The sequence below is a fragment of the Pseudomonas sp. RL_15y_Pfl2_60 genome, assembly GCF_963970595.1.
Lineage (GTDB): Bacteria > Pseudomonadota > Gammaproteobacteria > Pseudomonadales > Pseudomonadaceae > Aquipseudomonas.
The window spans coordinates 129,066-147,045 of record NZ_CAXAOE010000005.1 but is presented as its reverse complement, the minus strand read 5'-3'; the positions used below and the strand labels follow the sequence as shown (position 1 = coordinate 147,045).

The following is a 17,980-nucleotide window of genomic DNA, read 5'->3' as shown; positions in this document are numbered from 1 at the left end:
CTCTTATTGCAGGCGTAATGAGTTACTGAAATGGCTGATGGCATCCACCACATGCCGTGAACCTTGCTGAATTTCGACAATCGCCTCACCGGCCTCATTGGCCAACTCAACACCTTGTCCGGTCCTGCCGAGACTCGATCGCATGCTTTCGACCGCACTCAACGAGAGTTCATGGTTCTGGCGCACAACCTCGACAATCTCAAGGGTGGCCTTGCTGGTACGGGCAGCAAGGCTTCTGACTTCATCGGCGACGACTGCAAAACCACGACCATGCTCACCCGCTCGTGCGGCCTCGATCGCAGCGTTGAGGGCAAGCAAGTTGGTTTGGTCGGCAATGCCGCGAATGGTCTGCACAATATTGCCGATCAACTCGGACTGCTTGTTAACCGCATCGATACTCTTGGCTGCGTCATTCAGGTCCTTGGAGATGTCCTCAATTACCTTGACCGTTTGCTGAATCACCGAAGAGCCTTTCTGCGCACAGGTATCGGTTTGCAGGGAGGTGGCATGGGCAGCCTCAGCAGCACTTTGCTGGCCAATCACTTGCTCGGTGATATCGCTGGCGAACTTAACCACTTTGTAGAGGCGATTATTCGCATCAAAGAGCGGATTGTAGGAAGCCTCTAGATAGATTCGTTGCCCCCGGCTGTCGACTCGTTGAAAGCGTCCGGAATGGAACTCCCCCCGATTCAGCGAGGCCCAAAAATTCTTGTACTCGATCGACTCGCTTTCACTGCGGTCACAGAAAATCCGGTGATGCTGGCCTTTGACCTGGTCGAGGCTGTAGTGGGTGGTTTTCAGGAAGTTTTCATTGGCATTGAGGATGTGTCCATCCGGCGAGAACTCAATCACCGCCATCGAACGGCTCAAGGCATTGATCATGCTCTTGCCTTCACGTTCTCGGTGGATCTGCTGGGTTACATCGGAAGCAATCTTGATCACACTCACGACTTGATTGTCGGCATTCTTAACTGGCATGTAGCTGGCTTCGAGCCAAAGTTCACGGCCCGACTTGTCCAGGCGCATAAAGGTATCGCTGATCGCCTCGCCCCGGGCCAAATCAGCCCATAACTTGGTATAGGCATCACTGCGGTAATAAGACTCCTCACAGAAAATGCGGTGGTGTTTGCCACGAACTTCTTCTGCGCTATAACCCATGGCCTTACAGAAGTTCTGATTGGCATCGAGAATGATGCCGTCAGGGAGAAATTCAATCATCACCATGGAACGGCTGATGGCGGCCAACTTGGCGTTGACCTCAGCTAAAGCACAGGTGGCGCGCTCTTGTTCGAGTCGATCTGTTTTACGCATTGAATTAAACATGAAAAGCCCCTCACCGGCCCCGCATTAAATTACAAGTTACTGCCCCTGTTACTGCATGACTGCGTGCACACTACTTTTGAATTAACACGTTTGAGTTAATCCCTTAACCGCCCTATCAAAACAGAATTTAACGCGAAAAAAACAGGCGTACGAACAGCAACAAAACCTATACAGCCTGTATAACCGTGGCTCCAGCCAAGTGCTATTGTTTAGCCATTACCCACTATTTAACTATGCGTCCTGAATTAACTTTCGTCAGCAGTACAATAGTATTAATCCACTCAACTACTGAGGAGGCACCTATTTATTAATCGACACCCAACAGCAGATCTTTATATGCAGGCATAAAAAACGGGCCAATTAGGCCCGTTTAAATCCAGCAATTATCAATCAGCTTTCAGCACTGCTTGGTGCTTGCTTCCAAGTCGCTTTTGCGCCTTCATCAATTGCTTGTTGAACCGCTTTCTTACGCGCGTTTTCCGCACGTCGAGTCAGTGCCCAAGCCATGAAGGTTACCAGCGATACCGACAACAGAATCAAACTGGCAATGGCATTGATCTCAGGCTTGACCCCTAGGCGCACGGCCGAGAACACTTCCATCGGCAAGGTGGTTGAGCCTGGCCCGGAAACGAAACTGGCCAGTACCAAGTCATCCAGCGACAGCGCGAAGGACATCATGGCGCCAGCGGCCAATGATGGCGCGATCATCGGAATGGTGATCAAGCAGAACACCTTCAAGGGTCGTGCACCAAGGTCCATGGCCGCCTCTTCGATCGACAAGTCCAGCTCACGCAAGCGCGATGACACAACCACCGCTACATAGGCAGTACAGAAGGTGGTGTGGGCAATCCAGATGGTGGCAATGCCACGCTCTGACGGCCAACCGAGCAACTGAGCCATGGCCACAAACAGCAGCAACAGCGACAGACCGGTAATCACCTCCGGCATGACCAAGGGTGCGGTGACCAACCCACCGAACATGGTGCGGCCCTTGAAGCGTGTGACGCGAGTCAGCACAAAGGCCGCCATGGTTCCCAGTATCACCGCAGAAATCGCGGTGTAGAAGGCGATTTCCAGCGAGCGCAGTACCGCGTTGATCAATTGCGTGTTGTCGAGCAACCCGACATACCACTTCACCGACCAGCCACCCCAAACGGTCACCAGGCGCGAACTGTTGAACGAGTAGATAACCAGGATCACCATCGGCAGGTAGATGAACAAGAAGCCGACCCACAGCATGATGTTGGAGAAACTAAAGCGCTTATTCATGCCCTGCCCTCCATTTCTTTTGCCTGGTTACGGTTGAACAGAATGATTGGCACGATCAGCAACGCCAACATCACCACAGCCAACGCCGAGGCTACCGGCCAGTCGCGGTTGTTGAAGAATTCTTGCCAGAGCACTTTACCGATCATCAGCGTTTCCGGGCCGCCCAGCAGCTCTGGAATGACGAACTCGCCTACCGCCGGAATAAACACCAGCATGCAGCCCGCAATGATGCCGTTCTTGGACAAGGGCACGGTAATTTTCCAGAAGCTGTTGAAGGTGCTTGAACCGAGGTCCGAGGCAGCTTCGAGCAGGCTATGGTCGTGTTTTACCAGGTTGGCGAACAGCGGCAGGATCATAAATGGCAAGTACGAATAAACAATACCGATGTACACCGCAAAGTTGGTATTGAGTATTTGCAGCGGCTCACTGATCACCCCGATCGACATGAGGAAACTGTTGAGAATGCCGTTGTTGCTGAGAATCCCCATCCAGGCATAAACCCGAATCAGGATCGCAGTCCAGGTCGGCATCATCACCAACAACAAGTAGACCGTCTGCATTTCCTTGTTGGCGCGAGCAATGGCATAAGCCATCGGATAGCCAATAAACAGGCAGATCAGCGTACTGATAAAGGCCATCTTCAGCGAGCCCAGATAGGCCGCCAAGTACAGTTCATCTTCAGTCAGGAAGATGTAGTTACCCAGGTTGAGAATGATCGACAACTGGCCTTCAGCCCAGGTGTAGATCTCGGTATAAGGCGGAATCGCGACATCTGCTTCGGCAAAGCTGATTTTCATCACGATGATGAAAGGCAGCAGGAAGAACAGAAAGAGCCAAATGAACGGAATGCCGATTACGACATGCCGGCCCTTGGGCATCCGGCGACTGATGCTTCGGGATATGTTCATGAGCGCAATGCCACCCCGCTATCGTCCTCCCACCAGACGAAGACCTGGTCGTCCCAGGTTGGCCGTGCGCCGCGACGCTCAGCGTTGGCAACGAAGGACTGGACGATCTTGCCACTTGGTAATTGGACGTGGAAAACCGAATGGCCACCAAGGTAGGCGATATCGTGGACAGTACCGCGTGACCAGTTGTATTCGAACGATGGCTGCTCCGTGGTCACCAGCAGTTTTTCAGGACGAATCGCGTAGGTAATGCTCTTGTCCTGGACCGAAGTACTGACGCCGTGACCGACAAATATATTGCGCTCAAGGTCTGGGCTGTCGATCAGGGCATGGGCCTCATGATCCTCCACCACCTGGCCTTCGAACAGGTTGACGTTACCAATGAATTCACAAACCAGACGGCTGGTCGGGGTTTCATAGATATCAATCGGGCTGCCGATCTGAGCAATCCAACCCAAGTGCATGATTGCGATGCGTTGGGCCATGGTCATGGCCTCTTCCTGATCGTGCGTTACCATTACGCAGGTCACGCCTACGCGCTCGATAATCTCGACCAGTTCCAGCTGCATCTCCGAGCGCAGCTTTTTATCCAGTGCGCCCATCGGCTCATCAAGCAGCAGCAACTTCGGGCTTTTTGCAAGCGAGCGAGCCAGTGCAACACGCTGGCGCTGACCACCGGACAATTGATGCGGCTTGCGCTTGGCATACTGGGTCATGTGCACCAGCTTGAGCATCTCGGCAACACGCGCCTCGATGTCAGCCTTTGGCATTTTGTCTTGCTTGAGGCCGAAGGCGATGTTTTCAGCCACTGTCATATGCGGGAACAGTGCATAAGACTGAAACATCATGTTGATCGGGCGCTCGTAGGGCGGCATGTCGGTAATGTCTTCACCGTCGAGGAAGATGCGCCCCTCGGTCGGTCGTTCAAAACCGGCAAGCATGCGCAGCAGGGTTGATTTACCCGAGCCAGAGCCGCCCAGCAAGGCAAAGATCTCGCCTTTATTGATAGTCAGAGAGACGTCATCAACGGCAACCGTTTCATCAAACTTCTTGGTTACACGCTCGATTTTAACCAGCACCTCTTTCGGTTGCTGATCGCCCTCAAGAACCCGTTTATAGGTACTAGAAGCAACTGCCATTACCAAAACTCCCGCGAAATCGCGCCCGCCACCTTGGCGGCGGGCTGCTTAAAATTATTGTCCCGACTTGATCTTCGTCCAGCTGCGTGTCATCAGACGCTGGATCTTACGAGGCATTTCTTGCTGGATGTACAAGCGATCCAGTACTTCTTGAGGGGGGTAAACCGATGGGTTGGTGCTAACTTCCTGGTCCATGAACTTGGCGGACTTGAGGTTAGGGTTGGCGTAACCCACGTAATCACTTACCCCGGCAATGACTTCTGGTTGCAGCAAGTAATTGATAAAGGCGTGGGCTTGTTTGACATTCTTCGAATCCGCAGGGATTGCCATCATGTCGAACCACAGGTTGCCACCTTCCTTGGGAATCGCATAAGCGATATCAATGCCCTTGCCTGCTTCTTCAGCACGGTCTGCTGCTTGCAGTACGTCACCGGAGAAACCCGCAGCCACGCAGATATTGCCGTTAGCCAAGTCACTGATGAATTTTGATGAGTGGAAGTAGGTCACGTATGGCCGCACTGCAAGAAGCTTCTCTTCGGCTTTCTTGTAGTCATCCGGGTTCTTGCTGTTTGGATCGAGGCCCATGTAGTTGAGCACCGCCGGGATCATTTCATCGGCGGAATCAAGGAACGACACACCACAGGTGGTGAGCTTCTTCATGTTCTCTGGCTCAAACAGCACCGCCCACGAATCAATGTGGTCAACGCCCAGTACTTCTTTGACTTTCTCGACGTTATAGCCGATGCCGTTGGTACCCCACAGGTACGGCACGGCATACATGTTGCCCGGATCATTGGTCTCTAACTGCTTCATCAAGCGCGGGTCTAGATTCTTCCAGTTAGTCAGTTGGCTGCGATCCAGCTTCTGGAACGCGCCAGCACGAATTTGTTTGCCCAGGAAGTTGTTGGACGGCACCACGATGTCATAACCGGTGTTGCCTGACAGCAGCTTGCCTTCAAGGGTTTCGTTGGAGTCGAATACGTCGTACACCGGTTTGATACCAGTGGCTTTCTGGAAATCGGCCAAGGTGTTCTCGCCGATATAATCACTCCAGTTGTAAATGTGTACGGTCGACTCAGCGGCTTGGGCTGCGGCCGCTACGCCGAGTGCTAGTAAGCTGGCTGTTAGAGTTTTGCTTATTGAGAATCGCACACGTATGTCCTCTTATTTTATGGAGCGGCCAAAAAAAGGCCGGCACTGTATCGGATAAGATCGCTTCTGTTCAGTGGTCTTTTGCTTGTCAGGCTGAACAACACGGTTTTTACCGCGCTCTCTGGCGACCAAATCATCAATCGCGAGACCTCAAACTGAACGCGCTTTGCGGCGAACAGAAGAATTGAACAATACATGCAAGCTTCCTTTTCCAGTTGACCGGGCACAGTCAATGCTCGGAAAACTGTATCCATTTCTGATACCACCAGTGGATTACAACTTCTGCATCAGGCGGAGAGTTCCGCCTGATGCAGGACTACAGTCTTAAATCAACAACGCCTAGCGGCCCGACTTGACCTTGGTCCAGCTACGGGTCATTGCACGCTGCACCTTCGGCGACAGCTCAGAGAAGGTGTACAACTTCTTCGAGGCTTCCTCGGTTGGGTAGATGCCTGGGTTGTTGCGGATTTCTTCCGACACCAGTGGCGTCGCCGCAGCGTTACCGTTCGGGTAGGCCACATAGTCAGAAATAGGTGCAATAACCTCTGGCTTGAGGATGTAGTTAAGGAAGGTATAGGCCTCCTCAGCGTTTTTCGCATCAGCCGGGATAGCCATCATGTCGAAGAATGCCGCGGCACCTTCTTTAGGAATGACATAGCTGACTGGCACGCCATTCTTGGCCTCTTCAGCACGAGCCTCTGCCTGGAAGACATCGCCGGACCAACCCAGTGCCACGCAGATGTTGCCGTTAGCCAGGTCGGAGATGTACTTCGATGAGTGGAAGTAGGTGATGTCTGGGCGGACTTTGAGCAGCAGCTCTTCAGCCTTTTTCACGTCCTCTACACTTTGTGCAATCGGATTCAGGCCCAGGTAGTGCAGCGCGGCAGCGTACACTTCCTCAGGTGCGTCGAGCATGGAAACGCCGCAAGACTTCAGCTTGTCCATGTTCTCTGGCTTGAAAATGATGTCCCAGGAATCAATCTTGTCAGTACCCAACGCTGCTTTGACTTTTTCCGGGTTGTAGCCGATGCCCGTGGTGCCCCACAGGTACGGGAATGCGTACTGATTGCCTGGATCTGCGGCTTCGAGCGACTTCATCAAGTCAGGGTTGAGGTTTTTCCAGTTTGGTAGCTTGGACTTGTCCAGCTTCTGGAAAACGCCAGCCTTGATCTGTTTGGCCAGAAACTGGTTGGACGGCACCACGACGTCATAGCCCGAAGTACCGGCAAGCAGCTTGGCTTCCAGTGTTTCGTTGCTGTCGAAAACGTCGTAAACCACTTTAATACCGGTTTCTTTCTGGAAGTTTTCCAGCGTGTCTTCAGCGATGTAATCGGACCAGTTGTAAACGTGTAGAACCTTATCCTCAGCTTGTGCTGCTCCCACTACAGCAGCCGTCAGGGACAACGCGAGAAGGGTTTTGCCGAAAAATTTCATGCGTAAAGCTCCTGTTGTTTTATAAGTATTCCAGAAGGTGGCGCAGCCTGTTTGCACCACCTTCCGGCGAGCCTGGCCAACGCACTGGCGCAGTCTGGCAACTTCATCGACATTTTTAAACACTCAACTGATTACAGCTGCGAGTTTAATTATCGCAATGCTTTAGCCCAGTACCTCGGCAGCCGTCAGATCGAGACATTGACGGGCCTTGGTTACCAGCTCATCGATCTCGGCCTTACTGATAACCAGCGGTGGTGAAATAATCATGGTGTCGCCTACGGCACGCATGATCAAACCATTGCTGAAACAGTGTGTACGGCAAATCATGCCAACACCTTTATCACTCGGATAACGCTCACGAGTGGCCTTGTTCTTCACCAGTTCAATGGCGCCGAGCATGCCAACACCGCGAACCTCACCCACCAACGGATGGTCAGCCAGCTCACGTAAACGTTTCTGCAAATACGGTGCCGTTTCTTCCTTGACCCGTTCAACAATTTTTTCTTCGCGCAAGATACGCAGGTTTTCCAGGCCTACCGCTGCCGCAACAGGGTGACCGGAATAGGTGAAACCATGGTTGAAATCACCGCCCTGATTGAGCACCTCAACGATTTCATCACGGACAATCAAACCGCCCATGGGGATGTAGCCGGAGGTCAGGCCCTTGGCGATGGTCATCATGTCTGGCGCATTGCCGTACAGGTCACTGCCGAACCATTCGCCCGTGCGACCAAAGCCACAAATCACTTCGTCAGCAACAAACAGGATTTCGTATTTGGCGAGGATCTCACGTACTTTCGGCCAGTACGTATCTGGCGGAATGATCACACCGCCAGCGCCCTGGATAGGCTCGGCAATAAAGGCACCGACATTGTCGGCCCCGACTTCGAGAATTTTCTTTTCCAGTTGCTCGGCCGCCCAAATACCGAATTCGTCCGGCGTCATGTCACCGCCCTCGGCGAACCAGTACGGCTGCGCGATATGCACGATACCTGGAATTGGCAGGTCGCCCTGCTCGTGCATATAAGTCATGCCACCCAAGCTCGCACCGGCCACGGTTGAACCGTGGTAACCATTGAGGCGGCTGATGATGACCTTCTTGTTTGGCTTGCCCTTGATCGCCCAGTAATGGCGGACCATACGCAGCATGGTGTCATTGCCTTCGGAGCCTGAACCGGTGAAGAACACATGGTTCATGCCTTCCGGAGCCAGCTCTGCAATCGCCTTGGCCAGCTCGAGCGCTGGTGGCGTCGCAGTCATGAAGAACATGTTGTAGTAAGGCAATTGCTGCATCTGTTTATAAGCAGCTTCGGCCAACTCTTTACGACCATAGCCCACGGCTACACACCACAGGCCCGCCATGGCATCGAGGATTTTATTACCTTCGCTGTCCCACAGATAAACACCTTCTGCGTTGGTGATGATGCGCGGCCCCACTTCCGCCAATTGCTTGAAGTCGCTGAACGGCGCGAGATGATGCTCGCGGCTCATCGCCTGCCATTCACGGGTTTTTGGGTTAGTCGCCTGGTTAGTCATATCCACCTCTAAAAATGCATGTAGCGCGCGCCGGACAGGTTTTGTCCGGCGCGCGTTCAATTACACGGACAGCAACAGGAATTCACGCTCCCAAGAGCTGATCACCCGCTTATAGTTTTCATGCTCGGCACGCTTGACCGCAACATAGCCGCTGACAAACTTGCGACCCAGGTACTCCTCGGCCACCTTGCAGTTCTCCATCCGTTCCAGCGCTGCTTCCAACGTCAGGGGCAGACGTAGGTTGCGACGCTCATAGCCACGCCCTTCAACCGGCGCACTTGGCTCGATCCCCTCGACCATACCGATATAACCGCACAACAGGCTGGCAGCCAGCGCCAAATAAGGGTTGGCATCGGCACCGGCCAAACGGTTTTCAACCCGGCGGTTCTCTGGAGAAGCATCAGGCACACGTAAGCCAACGGTGCGATTCTCTTCACCCCACTCAACGTTTACCGGAGCCGAGGTGTCCGGCAGGAAGCGGCGGAAGGAGTTGACGTTCGGCGCGAACAGCGGCAACAACTCAGGAATCAACTTCTGCAAACCACCGATGTGGTGCAAGAACAACTCACTCATAGTGCCATCTTCATTAGAGAAGATATTTTTGCCGGTGTTCTTGTCGATAATGCTTTGGTGCACGTGCATCGCGCTGCCTGGCTGGTCGGTAATCGGCTTGGCCATAAAGGTCGCCGTTACATCGTGCTTGAGCGCAGCTTCACGCATGGTGCGCTTGAACACCAAGACCTGGTCGGCCAGATGCAGCGGCTCACCATGACGGAAGTTGATTTCCATCTGCGCCGGGCCTTCCTCGTGGATCAGGGTATCCAGGTCCAGGCCCTGAATCTCGCACCAGTCATACATGTCTTCAAACAGCGGGTCGAATTCGTTCGCCGCATCAATGGAGAACGACTGGCGACCGGTTTCCGGACGGCCCGAACGGCCCAGCGGGGCTTCCAGCGGGAAGTCAGGGTCGGCGTTGCGTTTGGTCAGGTAAAACTCCATTTCTGGCGCCATGATCGGCTGCCAGCCTTTGTCGGAGTAAAGCTTGAGCACTTTCTTGAGAATGTTGCGCGGTGACAACTCAATCGGATTGCCTTGCTTGTCATAGGTGTCATGGATCACCTGGGCAGTCGGCTCAATCGCCCAAGGCACAAGGAATACAGCACTCTCATCAGGACGGCAGACCATGTCGATGTCCGCCGGATCAAGCAGGTCGTAATAGATGTCGTCCTCGACATAGTCGCCCGTCACGGTTTGCAGCAGCACACTCTCGGGGAGGCGCATGCCTTTTTCCGCGATGAACTTGCTGGTTGGCGAAATCTTGCCACGGGCAATGCCGGTAAGATCGCTGACCAGACACTCAACTTCGGTGATTTTGCGTTCTTTCAGCCAGCTGGATAGCTGGTCTATTTTGGTACTCATAGAGACCTCAGGGTTGGTTGAGCCGACTATTAATTGAGTCGACCTCAGCGTTGCCCCGCCCTCTTCCTGCAAGCCTCACCAAAGGCCTGGAAGATGGCGAGATAATTCGGATTAGATCGTACCTGCCATTCGGGGTGCCATTGCACCCCCAAAGCAAAGCTTTTAGCACCTTCGACAGAAAAAGCTTCGATCAATCCGTCAGGCGCCAGCGCTTCAACTCGAAGGCCCGGCGCCAGACGCTGAACGCCCTGACCATGAATGGAGTTGACTTCAATCTGCGCTGGCAAGCCGATGCCAGCGAGAATGCCACCAGGCTGCACATGCAGCGCATGACGAGGCGCATATTGCACCTCAAGCGGCTCATCTTGCGGCTCGCGATGATCCATGAAGCCTTCGACTTCGTGCACCTTCTGGTGCAAAGTGCCGCCGAAGACCACGTTCATTTCCTGAAAGCCGCGACACACACCAAGTACAGGAAGCCCCGCCGCGATAGCAGCCTTCAACAGGGGCAAAGTGGTGCTGTCACGCGCAGAATCATGCAGAGTGCCGGGCTCGCTGGCCGGGCCACCGTAATGATGCGGTTCAACATTGGATGGCGAGCCGGTGAACAGCAAACCGTGCAGATTATTGAGCAGGGTAGGCTGATCCAGCAGTTCGCCAAGTGATGGAATAATCACTGGCAAACCAGCAGCACCCAGAACCACTGCGCGAACGTATTTGTCGCCGGTAACGTGGTAAGGATGAGGGCCAATCTGTTTTGTATCAGAGGTAACGCCGATTATCGGCAGGCCTGACATGGGACACCCGTTTTATTGCTGTTAGTGGGTTTGAACCGAGCTTAGCCTTGTTCATTTTTTTTCACAATAGCCATGTAAAAAATTGAACACACCCCACTGAGCACCGCACAGCCAAAGGGCTCAAGAGCCCCTGAAATCCCTCGAAACGCCCTAAAATTGGCCGCACAGCCCTGTTTTGGGGCAAAATACGCCTCTCTTGACAGCGCCAGGTGTTTAAGATTGACTCACACCTGTGCATTCGCATGATTGATATTTTTAACAAGAAAGGTGTTGCATCATGTCGGTACCCCCGCGTGCCGTTCAGCTTAATGAAGCGAACGCGTTCCTTAAGGAACATCCTGAGGTCCAGTTCGTCGACCTTCTTATTGCAGATATGAATGGCGTGGTGCGTGGTAAACGCATCGAACGCGCCAGTCTTCATAAAGTGTACGAGAAAGGTATTAACCTTCCCGCTTCTTTATTCGCACTCGATATCAATGGCTCAACGGTAGAAAGTACCGGCCTGGGCCTGGATATTGGTGATGCGGATCGTATCTGCTTCCCGATTCCCGACACGCTGTGCAATGAGCCATGGCAGAAGCGCCCAACCGCGCAACTGTTGATGACCATGCACGAACTCGATGGCAAGCCATTCTTTGCCGATCCACGAGAAGTGTTGCGTCAGGTAGTACAGAAGTTCGACGAACTAGGCCTAACCATCTGCGCCGCTTTCGAATTGGAGTTTTACCTGATCGACCAGGAGAACGTGAACGGCCGTCCACAGCCACCACGCTCACCTATTTCCGGTAAACGCCCACACTCGACTCAGGTTTACCTGATCGATGACCTCGACGAATACGTTGATTGCCTGCAAGACATGCTCGAAGCTGCAAAAGAGCAAGACTTGCCTGCTGACGCCATCGTCAAGGAAAGTGCCCCGGCGCAGTTCGAAGTCAACCTGCATCACACCAAAGACGCGATCAAGGCCTGCGACTATGCCTTGTTGCTCAAGCGCCTGATCAAGAACATTGCCTACGACCACGAAATGGACTCGACCTTCATGGCCAAGCCCTATCCAGGTCAGGCCGGCAATGGTCTGCATGTGCATATTTCCCTGCTCGACAAGAAGACTGGGCAAAACATCTTTACCTCGGAAGATCCGCTGGAAAATGATGCGTTGCGTCACTCGATTGGCGGCATCCTGGAAACCATGCCAGCATCGATGGCGTTCCTCTGCCCTAACGTCAACTCGTACCGTCGTTTTGGCGCACAGTTCTACGTGCCAAACGCGCCGAGCTGGGGGCTTGATAACCGTACAGTTGCAGTCCGTGTACCAACGGGTAGCCCAGACTCTGTGCGGATTGAGCAACGCGTTGCCGGTGCTGACGCCAACCCATACCTGATGATGGCCTCGATTCTGGCCGGTATTCACCATGGTCTGACCAACAAGATTGATCCGGGAGAGCCGATTGAAGGCAACTCCTACGAGCAGTTGGAACAGAGCCTGCCGAACAACCTGCGCGATGCCCTGCGCGAGTTGGACGACAGCGAAATCATGGCCAAGTACATCAGCCCTGAATACATCGACATCTTCGTCGCCTGTAAAGAAAGTGAGCTGGCTGAATTCGAGCATTCGATTTCAGACCTGGAGTACAACTGGTATCTCCACACCGTATAGCTCAGGTAACACCAGACGCCGGCCTTGAGCCGGCGTCTTTTTGAGTCACGCATTAAGACGTGAAGGCTCACCACTGGCCGTTTTGACCGAACACTTAGTTGTTGCTAACCGGCCTACAGGCCTCAACGGTGAATACCAAACTAAAGTATGTTCAGTTAAACGCTGTGAGTGGCGTCTCAACACAGCGATACATTGCGTAGTAGTTTTCGTCCGACCTGCCAAGTACCCACTTTCCAGCCGTCGCTACTGGTGCGGTTGATAATGTTTACAGGAACAGATCTATGCCTCGTTTGTACGCTCTACTTCTACTTGTATTGACGCCCTTGACTGTCAATGCCGAAGAGATGATTCGCGTCTACAACTGGAACGACTACATAGCACCGCAAGTGCTCAAGGACTTCGAGGCAGAAACCGGCATCAAGGTCGAATACCATACCTTCAGCACAGCGGAAGAGCTGAGCAAAGTCATGGCCAGCGGCGAATCCATCGATGTTGCCGTGCCGTCCAACGACACCATCCCCGAATTGATCAAAGCCAAGGCCATCCTGCCCTTGGACATGAGCCTGCTGCCCAATCGCACGCACCTCGACAAACAACTGCTGAGCAAGCTTGCAGCTGTCGATCCCGACAATCGCTATGCAGTCCCTTACCTGTGGGGCTCGGTTGGCTTGGCAATCAATACGCCCCAGGCAGAGGCTGCCTACGGCGGCCCGTTACCGGATAGCTGGAGCGTCCTGTTCGACCCGCAAAACAGTGCTCGCCTTAGCAGTTGCGGCATCAGCGTCCTGGATGCATCGGACGAGGCGCTATCCTTGGTCCTGAACTATCAAGGCCGCGATTTCTCGCGCAGTGCCCCGAGCCGCATTCGCCGCGCAGGCGAGATACTGAAAAACATTCGCCCCAACCTGCGCTACGTCGACAGCGAGCGCTACATCGAGGACCTCAACAACGGCAAGTTGTGCATGGCCATGGCCTGGGTAGGTGATGCGCTGGCCGCCAAGCAGGCTGGCCAGCCAATCAACTTTATCGTACCGGCGGAAGGCTCGGTGCTGTTTATCGACAACCTGGTTATTCCAAGCACAGCACGTCGCGCCGACTTGGCACACCGCTTCATCAACTACCTGATGCAACCTGAAGTCGCTGCCGAAATCACCACTGAAACCCTCTACCCGAACGCCAACAGCGACTCCAAACAGTTCCTCGATGCCTCTTTGCAAGCGATGCCTGATCTGTATCCGAATATCGACATTAAACGCCGCCTGTACACGCTCAAAACCCTTTCTGAAGAGCAAAAAGCCGTGCGCGACGAGGTGTGGCAAGAGTTCACCTCGCAATAGCTGCAATTGCAAGCTGCCGGGCAACGGCTATGGTTACTCGGCAGGGCTGCATTTCAGTTCGCTGCGCCGATCAATTGACGCAACCGCGCCGACTGACCTATTGTTGACAGCTACTGTCCTGCGCAATGGAATGAACTGGAGCACTCATGAAAACAGCACATCTACTCTTGGTCATCCTGCTTGCGAGCATCCTTACAGGCTGCGGCTACAACGACATGCAGCGCCAGGATGAATCCGTCAAGGCCGCATGGTCCGAGGTCGTCAACCAATACCAGCGCCGCGCCGACCTGGTTCCCAACCTGGTCAATACGGTCAAGGGCTATGCCCAGCACGAAGAAAAAGTCTTTGTCGAAGTGACCAATGCGCGCGCCAAGGTTGGCAGCGTGCAGATCAACAGCGACTCGCTCAACGACCCACAGAAACTCCAGCAATTCCAGGCTGCCCAAGGCGAGCTGTCCAGCGCCCTGTCACGCTTGATGGTGGTCAGCGAGCGCTACCCTGAGTTGAAAGCCGATGGCCTGTTCCAGAATCTTCAGGCGCAACTCGAAGGCACCGAGAACCGCGTGACAGTTGCACGCAACCGCTACGTCCAGGCGGTGCAGCAATACAACACCCTGATTCGCACCTTCCCGAACAACCTGACGGCGATGGTGTTGAGCTATGAGGTGAAACCAAACTTCAGTGTCGAAAACGAGAAGGAAATCTCCACGGCACCGACGGTAGACTTCGGCAACAGCACAGCACCTGCCTCGCAGTAACATGAAGCTATTTCACCACTGGATTAAGCGCCTTTTCCTGGCGCTGATGCTTATCGCCCCGGTTTTGGTCCATGCCGCCGAAGTGCCAATGCTCAAGCGCCATGTCACCGACCAGACCGGCACCCTGACTGCCGAGCAAATCGAGCAACTCGACCAGCAACTGGTTGCGCTGGAGAAACGCAAGGGCGCGCAAATGGTGGTGCTGATCGTATCGACCACCGCGCCGCAAGATATCGAGAGCTACTCATTAGCCGTTGCCGAGGCCAACAAGATTGGTCGCAAGGGCACCGATGACGGCTTGTTGCTGCTGGTCGCCAAGGATGATCGGCGTGATCGTATCGAAGTCGGTTACGGCCTTGAAGGTGCGGTGCCCGACGCAGCTGCCGCACGCATCCAACGCGAGTTCATTGAGTCACGCTTCAAACAAGGTGACTTCTTCGGCGGCATTAGTGCCGGTGTTGATGCACTGACCAAGCTGATTGATGGCGAGGCCCTGCCGCCGCCCGCTCTCGATGCCGATAACTCAAACTCAAACTCAAACCCGTTGGATATCGGCGTATTTGGCTTGGTCATTGCCATGTTCTTTCGAGGCATGGCCAGACGCATCCCGACATTGCTGCGCATGGGGCTGGGCGGCGTTATCACCGGTATTCTCTGTGCTTTTATTATCGGTACCCTTGGCGCCGCGCTGATTGGCGCACTGATTGGCGCTGTGATCATGCTACTGCCGTTCGGCGGCATCAGCATGGGAAGCGGCAGCTCAGGGCGTAGCGGCGGCTTTGGCGGTGGTGGTTTTGGCGGCAGGGGCGGGGGCTTTAGTGGCGGCGGCGGCAGTTTCGGGGGCGGCGGTTCGTCGGGTAGCTGGTGATGACAGTGATAAAACGCGTATTGATCCACCTCTTCTCAGGCTGGTTTCAGCTTCGCCGCAGTTTTCCGGCGCCCTTGCTAGCTGAGATCAGCCAGGCCATAGGCGCCAGTGAAAAACTGCATATTGGCGAGGTGCGCTTTGCCATTGAGTCGCGCCTGCCCTTGGTTGAGGTATTGACCGGCGTCACGTCGCGCTCGCGTGCCGAGCAGGTTTTCGCCGAACAAGGCGTATGGGATACCGAGCACAACAGCGGTATCTTGATCTACCTGCTGCTTGCCGAACATCGCGTTGAAATCGTTGCCGACCGAGGCATTTCGCGCCACGTCGAACAAGCGCAGTGGGACGCAATCTGTTCGCGCATGTGCGAACACTTTGCCCAGGGCCTGTGGCGCCAAGGCAGCCTTGAAGCCATTACCCAGGCCCACAGCTTGCTCGCGCAGCATTTTGCAGCGCCGAGTACAGGCAACCCTAATGAGCTGCCCGACAAGCCGATTATTCTGTAACCTGCCTGGCCAGGCGAATAAACCGCTAATGATTCCTTGACCTGAGCAGACCATGCCACGCCCGACGACTGTCCGTAAACCTCGCGCCAGCAGCCAAGCCCGTATCGCTGCGATTCTTGCGGCTGCCCGTGAGTTGCTTGCCGAACAAGGGGTGGCTGGCCTGTCGATCTACAGCGTTGCCGAACGCGCGCAGATTCCCCCGTCATCGGTTTACCACTTCTTTACCAGCGTCCCGGCTTTGCTTGAAGCCCTTACAGCAGATGTTCATGCGGCCTTTCGCGCCTGCCTGCAGCAGCCGATTGATCATCAACAACTTCGCAGCTGGCGCGACCTTTCAGCCATAGTCGAACAGCGCATGCTGGCGATTTACGCAGATGACGCCGCAGCCCGCCAACTCATTCTCGCGCAACATGGCTTGAGCGAGATCACCCAGGCCGACCGGCAACACGACATCGAGCTGGGCCAGTTGATGCAATCGCTGTTCGAGCGGCACTTCGCCCTGCCAACCCTGCCCGATGATATCGATGTGTTCGCACTGGCCATGGAGCTTGGTGATCGCGTCTATGCACGCTCAGTGCAATTGCACGGCCACATCAGCCCGCGGCTTGCCGAAGAGGGCAGGCGCGTATTCGATGCCTATTTGGGCCTGTATCTGCCCAGCTGCCTACCTAAGCGCCCAACAGCTCTGTAATCAACCCCAAGCACCTTGCGACTGCCGCGTGGCAGCCTGTTGCGTTGCATTTTTTACAGTAAAAATATCGATATTTATCGACTAAAACACCGAAATAAAACATATATTCTTAATAATAAGCTTTTAAAGTAGATTTTTATCGATTATAAATACATCCAGTCAAGGCCAACTCGCCCTGCTTCAAGCCACCTCGATGCGAAGGTTGAAGCTGGGCGCCGAACGTTTTTACGAGGTGTCCAATGTCACGTACCGTTACCGTCGCCGCCACGCAAATGGCTTGCTCCTGGGACCGCGCAGCCAATCTCGGAACTGCTGAAAAACTGGTGCGTGAAGCAGCAGCCAAAGGCGCTCAGATCATCCTGATCCAGGAACTGTTCGAAACGCCCTACTTTTGCCAAAAACCCAACCCGGATTTCCTGCAACTGGCGACCAGCGTTGAAGCCAACGCAGCCATTGCACACTTCCAGCAAGTCGCCAAAGAGCTGCAAGTGGTGCTGCCAATCAGCTTCTATGAACTGGCCGGTCGGGCGCGCTTTAACAGCATCGCGATTATCGATGCCGACGGTAGCAACCTGGGGATCTACCGCAAAAGCCACATTCCAGACGGTCCCGGCTATCACGAGAAGTACTATTTCAACCCCGGCGACACCGGCTTCAAGGTCTGGAATACCCGCTACGCCAAGATAGGCGTGGGCATCTGCTGGGACCAGTGGTTCCCCGAATGTGCGCGGAGCATGGCCCTGCTTGGCGCCGAGATTCTGTTTTACCCCACCGCGATTGGCAGCGAGCCGCATGACCCCAGCATCAACTCGCGCGACCACTGGCAGCGCGTACAACAAGGTCATGCCGGTGCCAACCTGATGCCGCTGGTCGCCAGCAATCGTATCGGCCGTGAAGAGCAAGACGGCTCAGGGATTACATTCTACGGTTCATCGTTTATTGCCGATCAATTTGGCGCTAAAGTTGAAGAACTGAATGAAACCGAAGAAGCTGTGCTGGTTCATAGCTTCGATCTCGACAAACTTGAACACATACGCAGCGCCTGGGGCTCTTTCCGTGATCGTCGCCCTAACCTGTACGGGCCATTAAAAACCCTCGACGGCGTACTCGAGTCCTGAATTAATCACACACCGCTGCCGGGCGCCCACCGGGGAGCCTGCAGCGGCTGTTTCTAACGTCTATATGCAGG

16 protein-coding genes are annotated in these 17,980 nt (G+C 54.3%); 7 read left to right on the top strand and 9 right to left on the bottom strand.

All coding sequences use genetic code 11. From position 1 onward, the window contains the following. Positions 1–3 precede the first annotated feature (3 nt). The 9 genes from AACY26_RS14930 to AACY26_RS14890 form a co-directional block, all read right to left on the bottom strand. On the bottom strand, positions 4–1,323 hold the full coding sequence (locus AACY26_RS14930) for a methyl-accepting chemotaxis protein (RefSeq protein WP_339515376.1): 1,320 nt from the start codon (positions 1,321–1,323) through the stop codon (positions 4–6). A gap of 390 nt (positions 1,324–1,713) precedes the next feature. Further along, a complete protein-coding gene (locus tag AACY26_RS14925; protein WP_339515374.1) occupies positions 1,714–2,592 on the bottom strand; it encodes an ABC transporter permease subunit in 879 nt (292 codons plus the stop codon). After that, the gene (locus AACY26_RS14920) at positions 2,589–3,470 is read right to left on the bottom strand and encodes an ABC transporter permease subunit (RefSeq protein WP_339515683.1); all 882 of its coding nucleotides are present in this window, start codon (positions 3,468–3,470) and stop codon (positions 2,589–2,591) included. Before AACY26_RS14920 ends, AACY26_RS14925 begins: the two co-directional genes overlap by 4 nt. Positions 3,471–3,496: 26 nt before the next feature. After that, complete coding sequence (gene potA / locus AACY26_RS14915) at positions 3,497–4,639, bottom strand: polyamine ABC transporter ATP-binding protein (RefSeq protein ID WP_339515372.1); 1,143 nt, start codon at positions 4,637–4,639, stop codon at positions 3,497–3,499. Between the two features lie 54 nt (positions 4,640–4,693). After that, positions 4,694–5,791, bottom strand: a complete 1,098-nt coding sequence (locus AACY26_RS14910) for a polyamine ABC transporter substrate-binding protein (RefSeq protein ID WP_245851564.1) — start codon at positions 5,789–5,791, stop codon at positions 4,694–4,696. 339 nt (positions 5,792–6,130) lie between these two features. Beyond that, entirely contained in the window at positions 6,131–7,225 is a 1,095-nt protein-coding gene (locus tag AACY26_RS14905; RefSeq protein ID WP_339515370.1) for an extracellular solute-binding protein, read from the bottom strand. A 162-nt stretch (positions 7,226–7,387) separates the two neighbouring features. Then, positions 7,388–8,761 (bottom strand): aspartate aminotransferase family protein, encoded by a 1,374-nt coding sequence (locus AACY26_RS14900; RefSeq protein WP_339515368.1) that lies wholly within the window; start codon positions 8,759–8,761, stop codon positions 7,388–7,390. 60 nt (positions 8,762–8,821) lie between these two features. Continuing rightward, positions 8,822–10,180: a glutamine synthetase family protein gene (locus AACY26_RS14895; protein WP_339515366.1), complete on the bottom strand. Its 1,359-nt coding sequence runs from the start codon at positions 10,178–10,180 to the stop codon at positions 8,822–8,824. A gap of 44 nt (positions 10,181–10,224) precedes the next feature. Next, positions 10,225–10,977, bottom strand: a complete 753-nt coding sequence (locus AACY26_RS14890) for a gamma-glutamyl-gamma-aminobutyrate hydrolase family protein (protein ID WP_339515364.1) — start codon at positions 10,975–10,977, stop codon at positions 10,225–10,227. Positions 10,978–11,254: 277 nt separating this feature from the next. Here AACY26_RS14890 and AACY26_RS14885 point away from each other — a divergent pair, with 277 nt between their 5' ends. The 7 genes from AACY26_RS14885 (at position 11,255) to aguB (ending at position 17,909) form a co-directional block, all read left to right on the top strand. Further along, positions 11,255–12,634: a glutamine synthetase family protein gene (locus tag AACY26_RS14885; RefSeq protein ID WP_339515362.1), complete on the top strand. Its 1,380-nt coding sequence runs from the start codon at positions 11,255–11,257 to the stop codon at positions 12,632–12,634. 281 nt (positions 12,635–12,915) lie between these two features. Next, positions 12,916–13,971 carry a polyamine ABC transporter substrate-binding protein gene (locus tag AACY26_RS14880; RefSeq protein WP_339515360.1) on the top strand — a complete coding sequence of 352 codons (1,056 nt, stop codon included), beginning with the start codon at positions 12,916–12,918 and terminating at the stop codon, positions 13,969–13,971. Between the two features lie 146 nt (positions 13,972–14,117). Beyond that, positions 14,118–14,729 (top strand): LemA family protein, encoded by a 612-nt coding sequence (locus AACY26_RS14875; protein ID WP_339515357.1) that lies wholly within the window; start codon positions 14,118–14,120, stop codon positions 14,727–14,729. A gap of 1 nt (position 14,730) precedes the next feature. Beyond that, positions 14,731–15,597 (top strand): TPM domain-containing protein, encoded by an 867-nt coding sequence (locus AACY26_RS14870; RefSeq protein WP_339515355.1) that lies wholly within the window; start codon positions 14,731–14,733, stop codon positions 15,595–15,597. After that, positions 15,597–16,100: a TPM domain-containing protein gene (locus tag AACY26_RS14865; protein WP_339515353.1), complete on the top strand. Its 504-nt coding sequence runs from the start codon at positions 15,597–15,599 to the stop codon at positions 16,098–16,100. Before AACY26_RS14870 ends, AACY26_RS14865 begins: the two co-directional genes overlap by 1 nt. A gap of 52 nt (positions 16,101–16,152) precedes the next feature. Next, a complete protein-coding gene (locus tag AACY26_RS14860) occupies positions 16,153–16,791 on the top strand; it encodes a TetR/AcrR family transcriptional regulator (RefSeq protein ID WP_339515351.1) in 639 nt (212 codons plus the stop codon). A gap of 239 nt (positions 16,792–17,030) precedes the next feature. Then, entirely contained in the window at positions 17,031–17,909 is an 879-nt protein-coding gene (gene aguB / locus AACY26_RS14855; RefSeq protein ID WP_339515349.1) for an N-carbamoylputrescine amidase, read from the top strand. The last annotated feature ends 71 nt before the right edge of the window (positions 17,910–17,980 follow it).

Coding starts and splice junctions, on each gene's coding strand:
- aguB (WP_339515349.1), top strand. CDS start 17,031: ATGTCACGTACCGTTACCGTCGCCGCCACGCAAATGGCTTGCTCCTGG.
- AACY26_RS14920 (WP_339515683.1), bottom strand. CDS start 3,470: ATGCCCAAGGGCCGGCATGTCGTAATCGGCATTCCGTTCATTTGGCTC.
- AACY26_RS14870 (WP_339515355.1), top strand. CDS start 14,731: ATGAAGCTATTTCACCACTGGATTAAGCGCCTTTTCCTGGCGCTGATG.
- AACY26_RS14875 (WP_339515357.1), top strand. CDS start 14,118: ATGAAAACAGCACATCTACTCTTGGTCATCCTGCTTGCGAGCATCCTT.
- AACY26_RS14895 (WP_339515366.1), bottom strand. CDS start 10,180: ATGAGTACCAAAATAGACCAGCTATCCAGCTGGCTGAAAGAACGCAAA.
- AACY26_RS14925 (WP_339515374.1), bottom strand. CDS start 2,592: ATGAATAAGCGCTTTAGTTTCTCCAACATCATGCTGTGGGTCGGCTTC.
- AACY26_RS14860 (WP_339515351.1), top strand. CDS start 16,153: ATGCCACGCCCGACGACTGTCCGTAAACCTCGCGCCAGCAGCCAAGCC.
- AACY26_RS14890 (WP_339515364.1), bottom strand. CDS start 10,977: ATGTCAGGCCTGCCGATAATCGGCGTTACCTCTGATACAAAACAGATT.
- AACY26_RS14865 (WP_339515353.1), top strand. CDS start 15,597: ATGACAGTGATAAAACGCGTATTGATCCACCTCTTCTCAGGCTGGTTT.
- AACY26_RS14900 (WP_339515368.1), bottom strand. CDS start 8,761: ATGACTAACCAGGCGACTAACCCAAAAACCCGTGAATGGCAGGCGATG.
- potA (WP_339515372.1), bottom strand. CDS start 4,639: ATGGCAGTTGCTTCTAGTACCTATAAACGGGTTCTTGAGGGCGATCAG.
- AACY26_RS14905 (WP_339515370.1), bottom strand. CDS start 7,225: ATGAAATTTTTCGGCAAAACCCTTCTCGCGTTGTCCCTGACGGCTGCT.
- AACY26_RS14880 (WP_339515360.1), top strand. CDS start 12,916: ATGCCTCGTTTGTACGCTCTACTTCTACTTGTATTGACGCCCTTGACT.
- AACY26_RS14885 (WP_339515362.1), top strand. CDS start 11,255: ATGTCGGTACCCCCGCGTGCCGTTCAGCTTAATGAAGCGAACGCGTTC.
- AACY26_RS14930 (WP_339515376.1), bottom strand. CDS start 1,323: ATGTTTAATTCAATGCGTAAAACAGATCGACTCGAACAAGAGCGCGCC.